The sequence below is a fragment of the Arenimonas aestuarii genome (assembly GCF_054781715.1).
The window spans coordinates 1,547,500-1,560,823 of the sequence record NZ_BAAGTW010000004.1 but is presented as its reverse complement, the minus strand read 5'-3'; the positions used below and the strand labels follow the sequence as shown (position 1 = coordinate 1,560,823).

General features: G+C 67.8%; 15 protein-coding genes. 12 read left to right on the top strand and 3 right to left on the bottom strand.

The features are described 5' to 3' along the window. Positions 1-46: 46 nt before the first annotated feature. A complete protein-coding gene (locus ACYVJH_RS08290) occupies positions 47-1,300 on the bottom strand; it encodes a threonine synthase (RefSeq protein WP_460454139.1) in 1,254 nt (417 codons plus the stop codon). A 14-nt stretch (positions 1,301-1,314) separates the two neighbouring features. Continuing rightward, positions 1,315-1,764, bottom strand: a complete 450-nt coding sequence (locus ACYVJH_RS08285; RefSeq protein ID WP_460454138.1) for a MarR family winged helix-turn-helix transcriptional regulator — start codon at positions 1,762-1,764, stop codon at positions 1,315-1,317. An 85-nt stretch (positions 1,765-1,849) separates the two neighbouring features. On the opposite strand from ACYVJH_RS08285, the gene hppD reads away from it, so the two are divergent. The 5 genes from hppD (at position 1,850) to maiA (ending at position 6,671) form a co-directional block, all read left to right on the top strand. Then, complete coding sequence (gene hppD / locus ACYVJH_RS08280) at positions 1,850-2,935, top strand: 4-hydroxyphenylpyruvate dioxygenase (protein ID WP_460454137.1); 1,086 nt, start codon at positions 1,850-1,852, stop codon at positions 2,933-2,935. 12 nt (positions 2,936-2,947) lie between these two features. Beyond that, on the top strand, positions 2,948-4,243 hold the full coding sequence (hmgA, locus tag ACYVJH_RS08275) for a homogentisate 1,2-dioxygenase (protein ID WP_460454136.1): 1,296 nt from the start codon (positions 2,948-2,950) through the stop codon (positions 4,241-4,243). Further along, on the top strand, positions 4,243-4,899 hold the full coding sequence (locus ACYVJH_RS08270) for a lectin (RefSeq protein ID WP_460454135.1): 657 nt from the start codon (positions 4,243-4,245) through the stop codon (positions 4,897-4,899). The genes hmgA and ACYVJH_RS08270 overlap by 1 nt, the downstream gene beginning before the upstream one ends. 33 nt (positions 4,900-4,932) lie before the next feature. Continuing rightward, entirely contained in the window at positions 4,933-5,928 is a 996-nt protein-coding gene (locus ACYVJH_RS08265) for a fumarylacetoacetate hydrolase family protein (protein ID WP_460454134.1), read from the top strand. A 74-nt stretch (positions 5,929-6,002) separates the two neighbouring features. Continuing rightward, entirely contained in the window at positions 6,003-6,671 is a 669-nt protein-coding gene (gene maiA / locus ACYVJH_RS08260; protein WP_460454133.1) for a maleylacetoacetate isomerase, read from the top strand. Between the two features lie 6 nt (positions 6,672-6,677). Here the strand turns inward: maiA and ACYVJH_RS08255 are convergent, their stop codons facing one another. Further along, positions 6,678-7,811, bottom strand: a complete 1,134-nt coding sequence (locus ACYVJH_RS08255; protein ID WP_460454132.1) for a PilT/PilU family type 4a pilus ATPase — start codon at positions 7,809-7,811, stop codon at positions 6,678-6,680. A gap of 102 nt (positions 7,812-7,913) precedes the next feature. Here ACYVJH_RS08255 and ACYVJH_RS08250 point away from each other — a divergent pair, with 102 nt between their 5' ends. The 7 genes from ACYVJH_RS08250 (at position 7,914) to ACYVJH_RS08220 (ending at position 13,311) form a co-directional block, all read left to right on the top strand. Then, positions 7,914-8,279 carry a hypothetical protein gene (locus tag ACYVJH_RS08250; RefSeq protein ID WP_460454131.1) on the top strand — a complete coding sequence of 122 codons (366 nt, stop codon included), beginning with the start codon at positions 7,914-7,916 and terminating at the stop codon, positions 8,277-8,279. Positions 8,280-8,281: 2 nt separating this feature from the next. Continuing rightward, positions 8,282-9,232 (top strand): OmpA family protein, encoded by a 951-nt coding sequence (locus tag ACYVJH_RS08245; protein WP_460454130.1) that lies wholly within the window; start codon positions 8,282-8,284, stop codon positions 9,230-9,232. Positions 9,233-9,333: 101 nt separating this feature from the next. Continuing rightward, positions 9,334-9,504 (top strand): hypothetical protein, encoded by a 171-nt coding sequence (locus tag ACYVJH_RS08240; RefSeq protein WP_460454129.1) that lies wholly within the window; start codon positions 9,334-9,336, stop codon positions 9,502-9,504. Continuing rightward, entirely contained in the window at positions 9,497-9,715 is a 219-nt protein-coding gene (locus tag ACYVJH_RS08235) for a YdcH family protein (protein WP_188659884.1), read from the top strand. Before ACYVJH_RS08240 ends, ACYVJH_RS08235 begins: the two co-directional genes overlap by 8 nt. A 147-nt stretch (positions 9,716-9,862) precedes the next feature. Then, entirely contained in the window at positions 9,863-11,233 is a 1,371-nt protein-coding gene (locus ACYVJH_RS08230; RefSeq protein WP_460454128.1) for a pyridoxal-phosphate dependent enzyme, read from the top strand. Between the two features lie 102 nt (positions 11,234-11,335). Further along, the gene (locus ACYVJH_RS08225) at positions 11,336-12,499 is read left to right on the top strand and encodes a cystathionine gamma-synthase (protein WP_460454127.1); all 1,164 of its coding nucleotides are present in this window, start codon (positions 11,336-11,338) and stop codon (positions 12,497-12,499) included. Beyond that, on the top strand, positions 12,496-13,311 hold the full coding sequence (locus tag ACYVJH_RS08220; RefSeq protein WP_460454126.1) for an ABC transporter permease: 816 nt from the start codon (positions 12,496-12,498) through the stop codon (positions 13,309-13,311). Before ACYVJH_RS08225 ends, ACYVJH_RS08220 begins: the two co-directional genes overlap by 4 nt. The last annotated feature ends 13 nt before the right edge of the window (positions 13,312-13,324 follow it).

Below are 13,324 nucleotides of genomic sequence, written 5' to 3'. Positions count from 1 at the left end.
TCGCACCCGTTTCCTTTTGGGCAGGGAGATTCAGCGCGTACCGACCTCAGAGCAGGTGGCGCAGCTCCGGCAGGTATTTCTCCAGCGAGCCGGTGTTCACGGCGACCACGCGCTCGCCCTTCCGGACCAGGCCGCGGTCGAGCAACTGCGGCAAGGCCGCCAGGCAGGCGGCGCCTTCGGGTGAGATCCAGTGCCGGCGCTCACGCCAGACCGTCGCCAGTTCGCGGGCGGTGTCGGCTTCGGCCACGGCGACCGCGGCGCCGCCGCTGGCGCGGATGATCTGCAGCACCCGGAACTGGCCGACGCCGGCCGGCACGTTCAGGCCGGTGCAGAGCGTCGGCCCGGTCTGTGGCAGTGCCTGGGTATCGTCGGCGCCCTCGTCGAAGGCGCGCACCAGGGGCGTGGTCACTTCGGACTGCACGCAGATCATCCTCGGCCGGCGCGAGTCCACCAGGCCAAGGGCCTCGAGCTCGTCGAACGCCTTCCACATGCCCAGCACGCCGGTGCCGCCGCCGGTGGGGTAGACGATGGCATCGGGCAGGGACCATCGGGTTTCCCCCGGGGGCGGCTCGGCCATCTCAAGGCCCAGCGTCTTCTTGCCCTCGATGCGCCAGCCCGGCTCCTGGAAGGTGGCGCAGTTGAACCAGCCTTGCGGCCAGTAGTCCGCCTTGAGCTTCGCGGCGGCCTCGCGGATCGTGCCTTTCACCAGCTCGAGCTGGATGCGCCCGGGGTGCAGGCGGGCCATGGCCGCGACCTGGCCCAGGATGGGCATGGGCGTGTCGTCCGGCATCGCCACGACCACCTGCAGGCCGCCGGCCAGGCCGTAGCGGACCAGCGAATCGCCGGCATTGCCCTGGGTCGGCACGGCCAGGCGCTCCAGGCCGGCGCGGCGGGCCATCGCCACGACCATGGCCATGCCGCGGTCCTTGAAGCTGCCGGTCGGATTGGCGCCGAAGCCGGGGTGGGCCTGGCCTTCGTCCTTGAGCTGCAGGCGCAGGCCGGCGGCGGCGGCGACGGGATGGTCGCCATAGTCGAGCAGGGGCGTGTGGCCCTCGCCCAGCGCCACGATGTGCGCAGCCTCGGCCGGGTCGGTGATGTCCAGCGGCATCAGCCCGCCGAAGCGCCACATGTCGCGGCGGCCGGGGTCGTACCAGGTGGCGCCGGGTTTGTCCCGGGCCAGGCGGTCGAGGTCCAGCACCATCTGCACGGGCCGGCCGTCGGCCGGGTCGAGGTTCATCGGCGGCTCGACCGGGTATTCGATGCCCGAACCGATGCCTTTCAGGCAGCGCAGGTAGCCCATGCGGGGGAGGTCCTTCAGTGGGTGCTTTCTTCCGCGTCGCCCAGCAGGTCGATCAGGCGGGACAGGGCGGCGCGGTCTTCGGCGGCGAAATTGGCGAGCAGCCGGCGTTCGTAGGCCAGCGCCGCCGGCGCCACTTCGGCGTAGACGCGCTGGCCTTCGCCGGAGAGTTCCAGCACCGAGCGGCGGCGGTCGGCGCCGTGGGTGTCCCGGGTGATGCGGCCATCGGCCAGCAGGCGGGAGACGGCGCGGCTGACGGCGACCTTGTCCATGGCGGTGCGTTCGGCCAGCTCGCTGGCCGAGAGGCCGGGATAGCGGCCCAGCACGGCCAGGACCCGCCATTCGGTCACGCCCAGGCCGAAGCGGTCGGCGTACAGGCGCGCGATGTCCTGGCTGATGCGGTTCGACAGCACCGACAGCCGGTAAGGCAGGAAATGCTCCAGGTCCAGGATGTCCCGTTCAGGCATTGCGGCGCCGCACCTTGCAAATGGTTTCAAGTGAAACTATAACGGACGTCTTCCCCATGCAAGCGGCATCCCCGGAGGTTCCCCCATGAGCGCACAACCCAACCTGGGCATGCAGCCCACCACCTTCGAAAACCCGATGGGCATCAACGGCTTCGAATTCGTCGAATTCGCCGCGCCGGCCGATCGCGGCGAGGCAATGGCGCAGTACCTGCGCAACCTGGGCTTCACCGCGATTGCGAAGCACACGAGCCGTCCGATCACCCTTTACCGCCAGGGCACCATCAACTTCCTGCTCAACGAATCGCCTGATTCGTTCGCCTCGGATTTCGCCGCCCAGCACGGCCCTTCGGCCTGCGGCTTCGCCATCCGCTTCAAGCAGCCCTCGGGCGAAGTGCTCAAGCACGTGCTGGCCAACGGCGGCGAGCGCCAGGACCACCGTGCCGACACCCGCGCCGTGGACGCGCCGGTGGTCAAGGGCATCGGCGACTGCATGCTGTACCTGGTCGACGACGGCCGCGAGGACCTGTACGCCGACTTCGCGCCGATCCCGGGCGTGGACCAGCACCCGAAGGGCTTCGGCCTGACCTTCATCGACCACCTGACCCACAACCTGTTCATGGGCAACATGCAGAAGTGGTCGGACTACTACGAGAAGTTGTTCAACTTCCGCGAAATCCGCTACTTCGACATCAAGGGCGCCAAGACCGGCCTGCTGTCGAAGGCGATGACCGCGCCCGACGGCGTGGTGCGCATCCCGCTCAACGAGTCGAGCGACGAGAAGAGCCAGATCAACGAATACCTGCGCGAGTACAAGGGCGAGGGCATCCAGCACATCGCGCTGTTCACCGACGACATCTACAGCTCGGTCGAGGCCATGCACCAGGCCGGCGTGAAGTTCCTGGACACCCCGGACACCTATTTCGACGTGATCGACCAGCGCATCCCCGAACACGGCGAAGACGTCGCCCGCCTGCGCAAGAACAGCATCCTGATCGACGCCGACCCGGAGACCAAGCAGCGCAAGCTGCTGCAGATCTTCACCCAGAACGCGTTCGGCCCGATCTTCTTCGAGATCATCCAGCGCAAGGGCAACGAAGGTTTCGGGGAGGGCAACTTCCAGGCCCTTTTCGAATCCATCGAGCGCGACCAGATGCGCCGCGGCGTGCTCTGACCGGAGCCCGCCATGAGCCTGGACTACCAGAGCGGGTTTGGTAACGAGTTCGCGACAGAAGCCTTGCCGGGCGCGCTGCCGGTGGGGCGCAATTCGCCCCAGAAGGCGCCCTACGGCCTCTATGCCGAGCAGGTCAGCGGCACGGCCTTCACCGCGCCGCGCGCCAGCAACCGGCGCAGCTGGCTGTACCGCATCCGGCCGGCGGCGATGCACGGGCCCTTCTCCGAACTGGCCCACGCGGGCTTCCACAACGATTTCGGCCACGGTCCGGTGACGCCGGACCAGCTGCGCTGGAGCCCGCTGCCGATGCCGTCGGCGCCGACCGACTGGCTCGATGGCCTGTTCACCATGGCCGGCAACGGCGGCTGCTGGGCCGGCACGGGCATGGGCGTGCACCTGTACGCGGCCAACAGCGACATGGATGGCCGGTATTTCTACGACGCCGACGGCGAGCTGCTGATCGTTCCCCAGCAGGGCCGGCTGCGCATCGCCACCGAACTGGGCGTGATGGAGGTCGAGCCGCAGGAGATCGCGCTGATCCCGCGCGGCCTGCGCTTCAGCATTTCGCTGCCCGACGGCGAGGCCCGCGGCTACGTCTGCGAAAACTTCGGCGCCATGTTCCGGCTGCCCGACCTGGGCCCGATCGGTAGCAACGGCCTGGCCAACCCGCGCGATTTCCTGGCGCCGGTGGCGGCCTGGGAAGACCGCGAGGGCGACTTCGAACTGGTCGCCAAGTTCCAGGGCAGCCTGTGGCGCGCACACATCGGCCACAGCCCGCTGGACGTGGTGGCCTGGCACGGCAACTACGCGCCGAGCAAATACGACCTGCGCCGCTTCAACACGATTGGTTCGATCAGCTACGACCACCCGGACCCGTCGATCTTCCTGGTGCTGCATTCGCCCAGCGACACCGAGGGCACCAGCAACATCGACTTCGTGATCTTCCCGCCGCGCTGGCTGGTCGCCCAGGACACCTTCCGGCCGCCGTGGTTCCACCGCAACATCGCCAGCGAGTTCATGGGCCTGGTGCATGGCGCCTACGACGCCAAGGCCGAAGGTTTCGTGCCGGGCGGCTGTTCGCTGCACAACGCGATGACCGGGCACGGGCCGGACGCGGCGACGTTCGAGAAGGCGTCGAACGCCGACCTGTCCAAACCCGACGTCATCACCGGCACCATGGCCTTCATGTTCGAATCGCGCCACGTCATCCGGCCCGCCGCGCAGGCGCTGGACGCCGGTCATCGCCAGCGCGATTACCAGGCCTGCTGGCAGGGCCTGCGCAAGCACTTTTCACCGGAGGCACCCTGATGCAGCGACTCCCGTGCAGCACCTTGCTCGCTGCCTGCCTGGTCCTGGCGGCCTGCGCTGGCGACAGGGAAGACGGCGGTGCGAGCGCCATGCCCGCCCCGGACGCGGACCAGGTGGCGGCCACCCCGGATGCGCCAGCGAGCAGCCCCGCGCCGGTCCCCGGCCCGGCGGCGGCTGCCCTGGGTGAGTACGACCGCGAGCAGGTCCACTTCACCGGCTTCGGCGCGGCCAGGTTCGGCGCCGACGAAGCCGCGGTCCGCCAGGCCTGGGGCGGTCGCCTGCTGCCTGAAAGCCTGGCCGGCAGCACCCTGTGTTACTACATTGAACAGGACCCGCGTCCCGCCGGTGGCGGCATCGCCTTCATGTTCGAAGACGCGAAGCTGGTGCGCTACGACGTGTTCGGAACCCCGCCGGGCGTTTCCGCCGCGCCGGGTGGTTTCACCGTCGGCGCCCGCGCCGAGGACATCCTGAAGGCCTTCGGCAGCCGGGTCGAGGTCCAGCCCCACAAATACGTCGAGGGCGGTCGCTACCTGGTGCTGTCGCCGGAGTTCGGCGAACCGGGACGGATCGTTTTCGAAGTGGACCAGGACGGCCTGGTCACGCAGTGGCGCGTCGGCGTGCCGCCGCAGGTTTTTTACGTCGAGGGCTGCAGCTGACGCCGCGGCCCCGCCAACAACAACGGAACTGACATGAAGCTCGGATCACTCAAGGAAGGCGGCCGCGACGGCACGCTGATCGTTGTCTCCCGCGACCTGGCGCGCGCCGTCAAGGCGACCGGCATCGCGCCGACGATGCAGCGGGCCCTGGAAGACTGGTCGAACCTGGCGCCGCGACTGAACGCCGTCTACGAGGCGCTCGAGGCGGGTAAGCCGGAGACGGTGAACGGCGAGCCGGTCTTTGCCCTGGACGCCACCCAGCTGGCCTCGCCGCTGCCGCGTGCCTACGAGTTCGTCGACGGCAGCGCCTACCTGCCGCACGTCGCGCGGGTTCGCAAGGCGCGTGGCGCCGAGGTGCCGGAAAGTTTCTACACCGATCCGCTGATGTACCAGGCGGTCAGCGCCGGCTTCTACGGCCCGCGCGACCCGGTGCTGGTGGCGGACGAGGCCCATGGCATCGACCTCGAGGCCGAGGTGGTCGTGATCACCGACGACGTGCCCCAGGGCGCCTCGCCGGCCGAGGTCGCCGGCCACATCCAGCTGGTGGGCCTGGTCAACGACGTTTCGCTGCGCAACCTGATCCCGGGCGAACTGGCCAAGGGGTTTGGCTTCCTGCAGTCCAAGCCGCGCTCCGCGCTGAGCCCGGTGTTCGTCACGCCCGACGAACTGGGTGACGCCTGGAAGGGCAACAAGCTGCACCTGCCCCTGCTCACCCATGTCAACGGGAAGTGGTTCGGGGCGCCCGAGGCCGGCGTGGACATGCAGTTCGACTTCTCCCAGCTGGTCGCGCACGCGGCGAAAACCCGCCCGCTGTCGGCGGGCACCATCGTCGGCTCCGGCACGGTCGCCAACGAGGACACCTCGCTGGGCGCCAGCTGCTTCGCCGAGCAGCGCACGGTCGAGGCCCTGCGCGACGGCAAGCCCAGCACGCCCTTCATGTCCTTCGGCGACACCGTGCGCATCGAGATGATCGACAAGACCGGCCACAGCATTTTCGGCGCCATCGAGCAGCGCATCCAGAAGGCCTGAGCGGCCAGGGTTGCCACAAATCGCGGGGCCGGGCGTATGCTTGGCCCAGACAGGGCAGGCAAGGGGCAAGCCAGATGACCGCGGGCTCGATCCGGCTTTATTCGTACTGGCGCTCAAGCGCCGCCTACCGGGTGCGCATTGCGCTCAATCTCAAGGGCTTGCCCTACGAGACCGCGGCCGTGCACCTGGTGCGCGACGGCGGCGAGCAGCACAAGGCGCCCTTCAGCGACCTCAACCCCCAGGAACTGGTGCCGGTGCTGCTGCACGGCAACCGCATCCTGCGCCAGTCCCTGGCGATCATGGAATACCTGGACGAAACCTGGCCGACGCCGCCGCTGATGCCGGCCACGGCCCGCGACCGCCAGCGCGTGCGCTCCATCTCCCAGCTGATCGCCAGCGACATGCACCCGCTCAACAACCTGCGGGTGCTGCAGTTCTTCGAAAACACCTGGAACGTGCCCCAGGCCGAGCGCGAGGCCTGGGTGCGGCACTGGGTGAAGGCGGGTTTCGACGCGCTCGAGGACACCCTCTGCGACAACCCGTCCACCGGCGCCTTCTGCGACGGCGACGTGCCGACCATGGCCGACTGCTGCCTGGTGCCGCAGGTCTACAACGCGGAGCGTTTCGGGGTGGACATGGCGCCCTACCGGACCATCCGCCGCATCACCGCCGAATGCCTGGCGCTGGATGAGTTCGACGCGGCCCGGCCGGAAAAGCAGCCGGACGCACCCGCGACCGGCTGATCGGGCTCAGTAGGCCTGGGTTTCGCTGCTCGGGCCGCCGCCGCCGTACATGTCGCCGTAGGGGTCGTGCTCGCCGCTGGCCCCTTCGGACAGGCGGATCTTCAGGGCCAGGCCGTCACGCGAGTCGGCCTTGCGCAGCGCTTCCTCGAGCTCGACCTTGCCTTCCTTGTACATGCGGAAGAGCGACTGGTCGAAGGTCTGCATGCCTTCCTGCAGCGACTTGTCCATCGCGTCCTTGATCTCGTGCACCTCGCCGCGGCGGATGAGGTCGCGGATCATCGGGGTGTTGATGAGGATCTCGGCCGCCGGCAGGCGCTTGCCGTCCTTGCCCACCACCAGGCGCTGGCTGATGATCGCCTTGAGGTTGAGCGAGAGGTTCATCAGGACGTTCTTGTGGGCCGACTCCGGGAAGAAGTTCAGGATGCGGTCCAGGGTCTGGTCGGCATTGTTCGAGTGCAGGGTGGCCATGCACAGGTGGCCGGTCTCGGCGAAGGCGATGGCCGACTCCATGGTGATCGCGTCGAGGATCTCGCCGATCAGGATGACGTCCGGGGCCTCGCGCATGGCGTTCTTGAGCGCGTTGTGGAAGGCGTGGGTGTCCAGGCCGACTTCGCGCTGGTTCACGATCGACTTCTTGTGCTTGTGCAGGAACTCGATCGGGTCCTCGATGGTGAGGATGTGCCCGGTGGTGCTGGCGTTGCGGTGGTCGATCATGGCCGCCAGGGTGGTGGACTTGCCCGAGCCGGTGGAACCGACCACCAGCACCAGCCCGCGCTGCTCCATGACGATGTCCTTGAGCACCGCCGGCAGCTTGAGCTGGTCGATGCCCGGGATCTCGGACTTGATGGCGCGGATGACCATGCCCACTTCGCCGCGCTGCTTGAACACGTTCACGCGGAAGCGGCCGGTGTCCTTCACGGCGATGGCCATGTTGAACTCCAGGTCGCGCTCGAAGGCGGGTACCTGGCCCTCGTCCATCAGCGAGTACGCGATCTTCTTGACCATGCCGGCCGGCAGGCCGGTATTGCCGAGCGGGTAGAGTTTGCCTTCAACCTTGATATAGACGGGCGCGCCGGTAGTCAGGAACATGTCCGACGCGTTCTTTTCCGTCATCAGCTTCAGGAAGTAGCCGATGTCCATGTCAGTATCCTTGCATCCCCTGGTTCGGTCCCGGTGGGTGGCCCGGCGTGGCTACAATGCCCTTGCCGAAACGCCAACCTGCGAGTTCGCCTTATGACACTAATGCCGTTAAAAATCCATCGTGCGCTGCCAATCCTGCTTGCCGTTTCGCTGTTTTGCGCGAACAGCGCGCTTGCCGACGAGGTCGACGCGGCGCTGGCTGCGGCCGAGCGCGCGGTGATCGCCGCCGAGTCCGCCCAGCCGCGCGGTGATGCCGCGCAGGCGCTGGAACAGGCGCGCGGACAATGGTTGGCGGCCCGGGAGGCCAGGCGCAAGACCGACCAGCTGCGGCTGGCCGAGGCCGCCGCGGCCAACGCCGACCTGGCCCACGCCAAGGCGCGGCTGGACACGGCCCGCCAGGCGGTTGAAAGCGCTGCCGCGCGCAACGCCGACCTGCGCCGCCGCCTGCTGATGAACGGGGGAGGCTGACCATGCCCGTCCGACTGCTGACCCTGCTGCTGGCCGCCGGCCTGGCCCTGTCCGGGCCCGCCACCGCCGCCAGCGACCACGAGGACGCCGTGGCGCGCCTGGCGGCCGAGCTGCAGGCGCTGGAGGCCGACCCGTCCCTGGGTGGCCTGGCCCGGCTCGAGCGCCTGCAGGCGCGCCAGGCCATCGCAGATGCCCGTGACGCCCGCCGCCGCGACCGCGAGCACAAGCTCGGCCTGGCCGGGGTGCGCGTGGAAACCGCCCGCCTGGCCGCCGAAGCCGAGTTGCTGGTCGGCCAGGCCGAACAGCTCGACCGCGAGCGCGACCAGATCATGCTCGAGGCCAGCCGCCGGGAGGCCGAACGGGCCCGCCGGGAGTCCGAACGCCTGCGCCTGCAGGCCCTGGCGCGGGAAGAATCCATCCAGCGCGAGCTGGAGCAGGCGGAAACCATGCGCATGGCCGAGGTCGAGGCCGCCGAGGCGGAAACCGCCCAGGCCCGCAAACTGGCCGCCGCACGCGCCCGTGAAGCGGAGCTGGCGCGCCAGGAGGCCGAGCTGGCCGCCGCCATCGCCGCCGACGACATCACCGATGCCAGTCCGCCGCCGCTGAGCCGGGAAGGCGGCCGCGAGGTCTACACCCTCGGTGGCGATGCCTTCGGCAGCGGCAGCGCCAGCCTCACGGCTCCGGCGAGGGCCAGCCTGAGGGCCCTGGCCGGCCTGCTTGGCAGCAGCGGCAGCGTGCGCATCGAGGGCCATACCGACAGCCAGGGCGGCCAGGCCGCCAACCAGGCCCTGTCCCAGCGTCGGGCCGAGGCCGTGATGCGGGTCCTGGTCGAAGCCGGCGTTGACGGCGGGCGCCTCCGGGCCGTCGGCCAGGGCGAATCCAGCCCGGTGGCCGACAACGGCAGTGCCGCCGGGCGGGCCCGCAACCGGCGGGTCGAGATAATCATCAACTGATGTAAAAACAAAGACTTACGAAAGGGGTTGCGACCCCCTGAGAGGGGGAGTAGGTTCAAATTCCCGGTGGCCCGATGCCCCCGGGACCATGAGCCAGGCCGATGAAAGCAGACCTCGCCACCGCCGAACGCGCCGCCTTCCTTCCGGATGTGCGCGCGTCGCGTGGAGGCGCCGCCCGCGAAAGCGACCTGACCTTAATCTCGATCCGCAACGCCCCGGTCTACCCAACCGGGGCGTTCGCGTTTTATGGAGGAGGTCAATCCGATGTTTGAAGGGCAACCGCAACAGGAACTCGAAGCGCTGATGAAGAGCGACCCGGAATTCCGGCAGCTCTACCACCACCACCGGGAACTCGACAAAAAGGTGCTGGATGCCGAACTGGGCGTCCTGCCGCTTGACGACACCACCCTGGGGCGCATGAAAAAAGAAAAACTAAACGCCAAGGACCGGCTGACCCGGATGTTCGACCAACATCGACACTGAGTTACCGCTGCGGCGGCGGCCCACCTCGTCGGGTCGCCGCCGCAGCCCTTGGGCCGGGCCAGCCTGCACGGGCTGGCCGCGGGCGGCGCAAGGGCCCGGGCTGCTAGAATCTGCGCCCTGCGATCCCGCCCAATACCCCCCATTCCCATGACGGTTCAGTCCAGCGTCCTCCAGTTGGTAGGCAATACCCCGATAGTCAAGGCCAGCCATCTTGATACCGGCCCCTGCGAGCTGTTCCTGAAGCTCGAGTGCATGAATCCGGGGGGGTCGATCAAGGACCGCATCGGCCTGAAGATGATCGAGGCGGCCGAGGCCCGGGGCGACCTGAAGCCGGGCGCGCTGATCGTCGAAGGTACCGCCGGCAACACCGGCATCGGCCTGGCCCTGGTGGCCCAGCAGAAGGGCTACCGGCTGCTGCTGGTCGTGCCCGACAAGATGAGCCGCGAGAAGATCTTCAACCTCCGGGCCATGGGTGCCGATGTGGTGTTGACCCGCTCGGACGTGGCCAAGGGCCATCCGGAGTATTACCAGGACATGGCCGCCCGCATCGCCAGCGAAACCCCGGGCGCCTATTTCATCAACCAGTTCGGAAACCCGGACAACCCGGCGGCCCACGAAGAAGGCACCGGCCCGGAGATCTGGGCGCAGATGGACGGCGACATGGACGCCATCGTCTTCGGCTGCGGCAGCTCCGGCACCATGACCGGCCTGTCGCGTTATTTCGCCAAGGTGGCGCCGCACGTCGAGCTGGTGCTGGCCGATCCGGTCGGCTCGATCCTCACCCAGTACATCAACGAAGGCGTTTTGAGCACCAAGTCCGGCAGCTGGCTGGTCGAAGGCATCGGCGAGGACTTCCTGCCCGACATTTCCGACTTCTCGCGCGTGAAGAAGGCCTACGCCATCTCGGACAAGGAAAGTTTCCTGGCCGGGCGCGAACTGCTGGTCAAGGAGGGCGTGCTGGGCGGCAGCTCGAGCGGCACCCTGCTGGCTGCCGCCCTGAAGTACTGCAAGGAACAGACCGAGCCGAAGAAAGTGGTCGTTTTCGTCTGCGACACCGGCAACAAGTACCTGTCGAAGATGTACAACGACTACTGGATGCTCGACAACGGATTCCTCGAGCGTGAAACCCACGGCGACCTGCGCGACCTGATCCTGCGGCCCTATGCCCAGCGCGACACCGTGGTGGTGGGGCCGGACGATACGCTGCACGTCGCCTACCAGCGCATGAAGATGTACGACGTGTCCCAGCTTCCGGTGATGGACGGCGACAGCATCGTCGGCATCGTCGACGAATCGGACGTGCTGATGCACGTGTACGGCAAGGAAGAGCGTTTCAAGGACAGCGTGGCCACCGCCATGGTCACCCAGCTGACGCTGCTGCAGGTCACCGAGCCCATGGAAGCGCTGCTGCCGGTGTTCGACCGCGGCCAGGTGGCGATCGTCGTGGACGGGAGCAAGTTCCTTGGCCTGATCACGCGCATCGACCTGCTCAATTACCTGCGCCGGCGCGTGCCGTGACGATGCGCGGGCGCCAATGCGAATAATTCGCTGACCGCCACGCACCCACCTTCCCAGATAATCCCCATCGAGGCCGGTTAGCCGGCCCAGAGGCGAAAAGAAATGAGCAAAACCCACGGAATCGGCACCCGAGCCATCCACGCCGGCCAGTCACCCGACCCGAGCACCGGTGCGGTGATGACCCCGATCTACGCGACGTCCACCTACGTGCAGGCCAGCCCCGGCCAGCACCAGGGCTTCGAGTACTCGCGCAGCCACAACCCGACGCGTTTCGCCTACGAGCGCTGCGTCGCCGAACTCGAGGGAGGCAGCCGCGGCTACGCCTTCGCCTCGGGCCTTGCGGCCACGTCCACCGTGCTCGAGATGCTCGACAGCGGCGACCACGTTGTCTGCATGGACGACGTCTACGGCGGCACCTACCGCCTGTTCGAGCGCGTGCGCCGCCGCAGCGCCGGCCTGGACTTCAGCTTCGTGGACCTCAACGACATGGCCGCGGTGGAAGCCGCGATCACGCCGAAAACCAAGCTGATCTGGTGCGAAACGCCGACCAACCCGATGCTCAAGCTGGTGGACATCCCGCGCCTGGCCGAGTTCGCGCGCAAGCGGGGCCTGTGGCTGGCCGTCGACAACACCTTCAGCTCGCCGGTGCTGCAGCGCCCGCTGGAGCTGGGTGCGCACCTGGTGATGCATTCCGCCACCAAGTACCTCAATGGCCATTCCGACATGGTCGGCGGCATGGTGGTCGTCGGCGACGACGCCGGCCTGGCCGAGCAGATGACCTTCCTGCAGAATTCGGTGGGCGGCATCCAGGGCCCGTTCGACAGTTTCCTGGCGCTGCGCGGCCTGAAGACCCTGCACCTGCGCATGAAGGCGCACTGCGAAAACGCCATGGAGCTGGCCAACTGGCTCGAGTCCCACCCGGCGATCGACAAGGTGATCTACCCGGGCCTGGCTTCGCACCCGCAGCATGAGTTGGCCAAGCGGCAGATGCACGGCTTCGGCGGCATGATCTCGATCTACGTGAAGGGCGGTGGCGATGCCGCGCGCCGGTTCATGGAGCGCTGCAAGCTGTTCGCCCTGGCCGAGTCGCTCGGCGGCGTCGAAAGCCTGGTCAACCACCCGGCCATCATGACCCATGCCTCTGTGCCGGCCGAGCGCCGCGCGGCGCTGGGCATCACCGACAACCTGGTGCGGCTGAGCGTGGGCGTGGAGGATGTGGCGGACCTGCGGGCGGAACTGGACGCGGCGCTGGGCGCGGCTCAATGAGTAACCGCTACCATTCCCATCGCGGCCAGGGTTTGTTGCCACAGCTCTGGCAGAGCCTGAGGCAACCCGACTATTGGGCGTACTCGAGCTGGCTCGAGATCGCGACCAAGTACCGGCGCACCAGCCTGGGCCTGCTTTGGCTGGTATTGCCCACCCTGGTGTTCGTGGTCGTTCTGGGCAACGTGTATTCGCACCTGATGGGTTACGCCCTGGATGAATACTTGCCCTACCTGGCGACGGGCTACGTGACCTGGCGTTTCCTGGTGCAGGTGGTCAGCGATGCCTCCGGTGCGTTCAGCGTGCACAAGGCCTTCATCATGGAAGGGCGAATCCGACTGACCGATTTCATCCTGGTGTCGTTTTCCAAGGCCGGTTTCCACCTGTTCTTCGGTGCGCTGATCGTCGCGGGCGTGCTGCTGTGGTCGCCGGCCACCAGCCTGACGTCGGCCTGGACCCTGCTCCTGACCCTGCCGATGCTGCTCGCCAACCTGGGCTGGATCGCCGTGTGCATCGCGCTGATCGGCGCCCGCTTCCGCGACACCCATGAATTGATCGGCACGGTGCTGGTGCTGGGCTTCCTGCTGACACCGATCCTGTGGACGGTCGAGCGTTTCCCGCCGGACACCCTGCGTGGCAGCGCGGTCCGGTTCAATCCGGCCTTCCACCTGATCGACATGCTGCGTGCGCCGATCCTGGGCGACATGCCGGAACGGATTTCGATACTGGTTGTCTGCGTGATGGCGCTGGTGGGTTGGCTGTTCACGACATGGCTGTTCCGGCGCTACGCCCGCTACGTGCCCATCTGGGTCTGAGGCCAGGAGCCGA

Coding starts and splice junctions, on each gene's coding strand:
- ACYVJH_RS08290 (WP_460454139.1), bottom strand. CDS start 1,300: ATGGGCTACCTGCGCTGCCTGAAAGGCATCGGTTCGGGCATCGAATAC.
- ACYVJH_RS08285 (WP_460454138.1), bottom strand. CDS start 1,764: ATGCCTGAACGGGACATCCTGGACCTGGAGCATTTCCTGCCTTACCGG.
- hppD (WP_460454137.1), top strand. CDS start 1,850: ATGAGCGCACAACCCAACCTGGGCATGCAGCCCACCACCTTCGAAAAC.
- hmgA (WP_460454136.1), top strand. CDS start 2,948: ATGAGCCTGGACTACCAGAGCGGGTTTGGTAACGAGTTCGCGACAGAA.
- ACYVJH_RS08270 (WP_460454135.1), top strand. CDS start 4,243: ATGCAGCGACTCCCGTGCAGCACCTTGCTCGCTGCCTGCCTGGTCCTG.
- ACYVJH_RS08265 (WP_460454134.1), top strand. CDS start 4,933: ATGAAGCTCGGATCACTCAAGGAAGGCGGCCGCGACGGCACGCTGATC.
- maiA (WP_460454133.1), top strand. CDS start 6,003: ATGACCGCGGGCTCGATCCGGCTTTATTCGTACTGGCGCTCAAGCGCC.
- ACYVJH_RS08255 (WP_460454132.1), bottom strand. CDS start 7,811: ATGGACATCGGCTACTTCCTGAAGCTGATGACGGAAAAGAACGCGTCG.
- ACYVJH_RS08250 (WP_460454131.1), top strand. CDS start 7,914: ATGCCGTTAAAAATCCATCGTGCGCTGCCAATCCTGCTTGCCGTTTCG.
- ACYVJH_RS08245 (WP_460454130.1), top strand. CDS start 8,282: ATGCCCGTCCGACTGCTGACCCTGCTGCTGGCCGCCGGCCTGGCCCTG.
- ACYVJH_RS08240 (WP_460454129.1), top strand. CDS start 9,334: ATGAAAGCAGACCTCGCCACCGCCGAACGCGCCGCCTTCCTTCCGGAT.
- ACYVJH_RS08235 (WP_188659884.1), top strand. CDS start 9,497: ATGTTTGAAGGGCAACCGCAACAGGAACTCGAAGCGCTGATGAAGAGC.
- ACYVJH_RS08230 (WP_460454128.1), top strand. CDS start 9,863: ATGACGGTTCAGTCCAGCGTCCTCCAGTTGGTAGGCAATACCCCGATA.
- ACYVJH_RS08225 (WP_460454127.1), top strand. CDS start 11,336: ATGAGCAAAACCCACGGAATCGGCACCCGAGCCATCCACGCCGGCCAG.
- ACYVJH_RS08220 (WP_460454126.1), top strand. CDS start 12,496: ATGAGTAACCGCTACCATTCCCATCGCGGCCAGGGTTTGTTGCCACAG.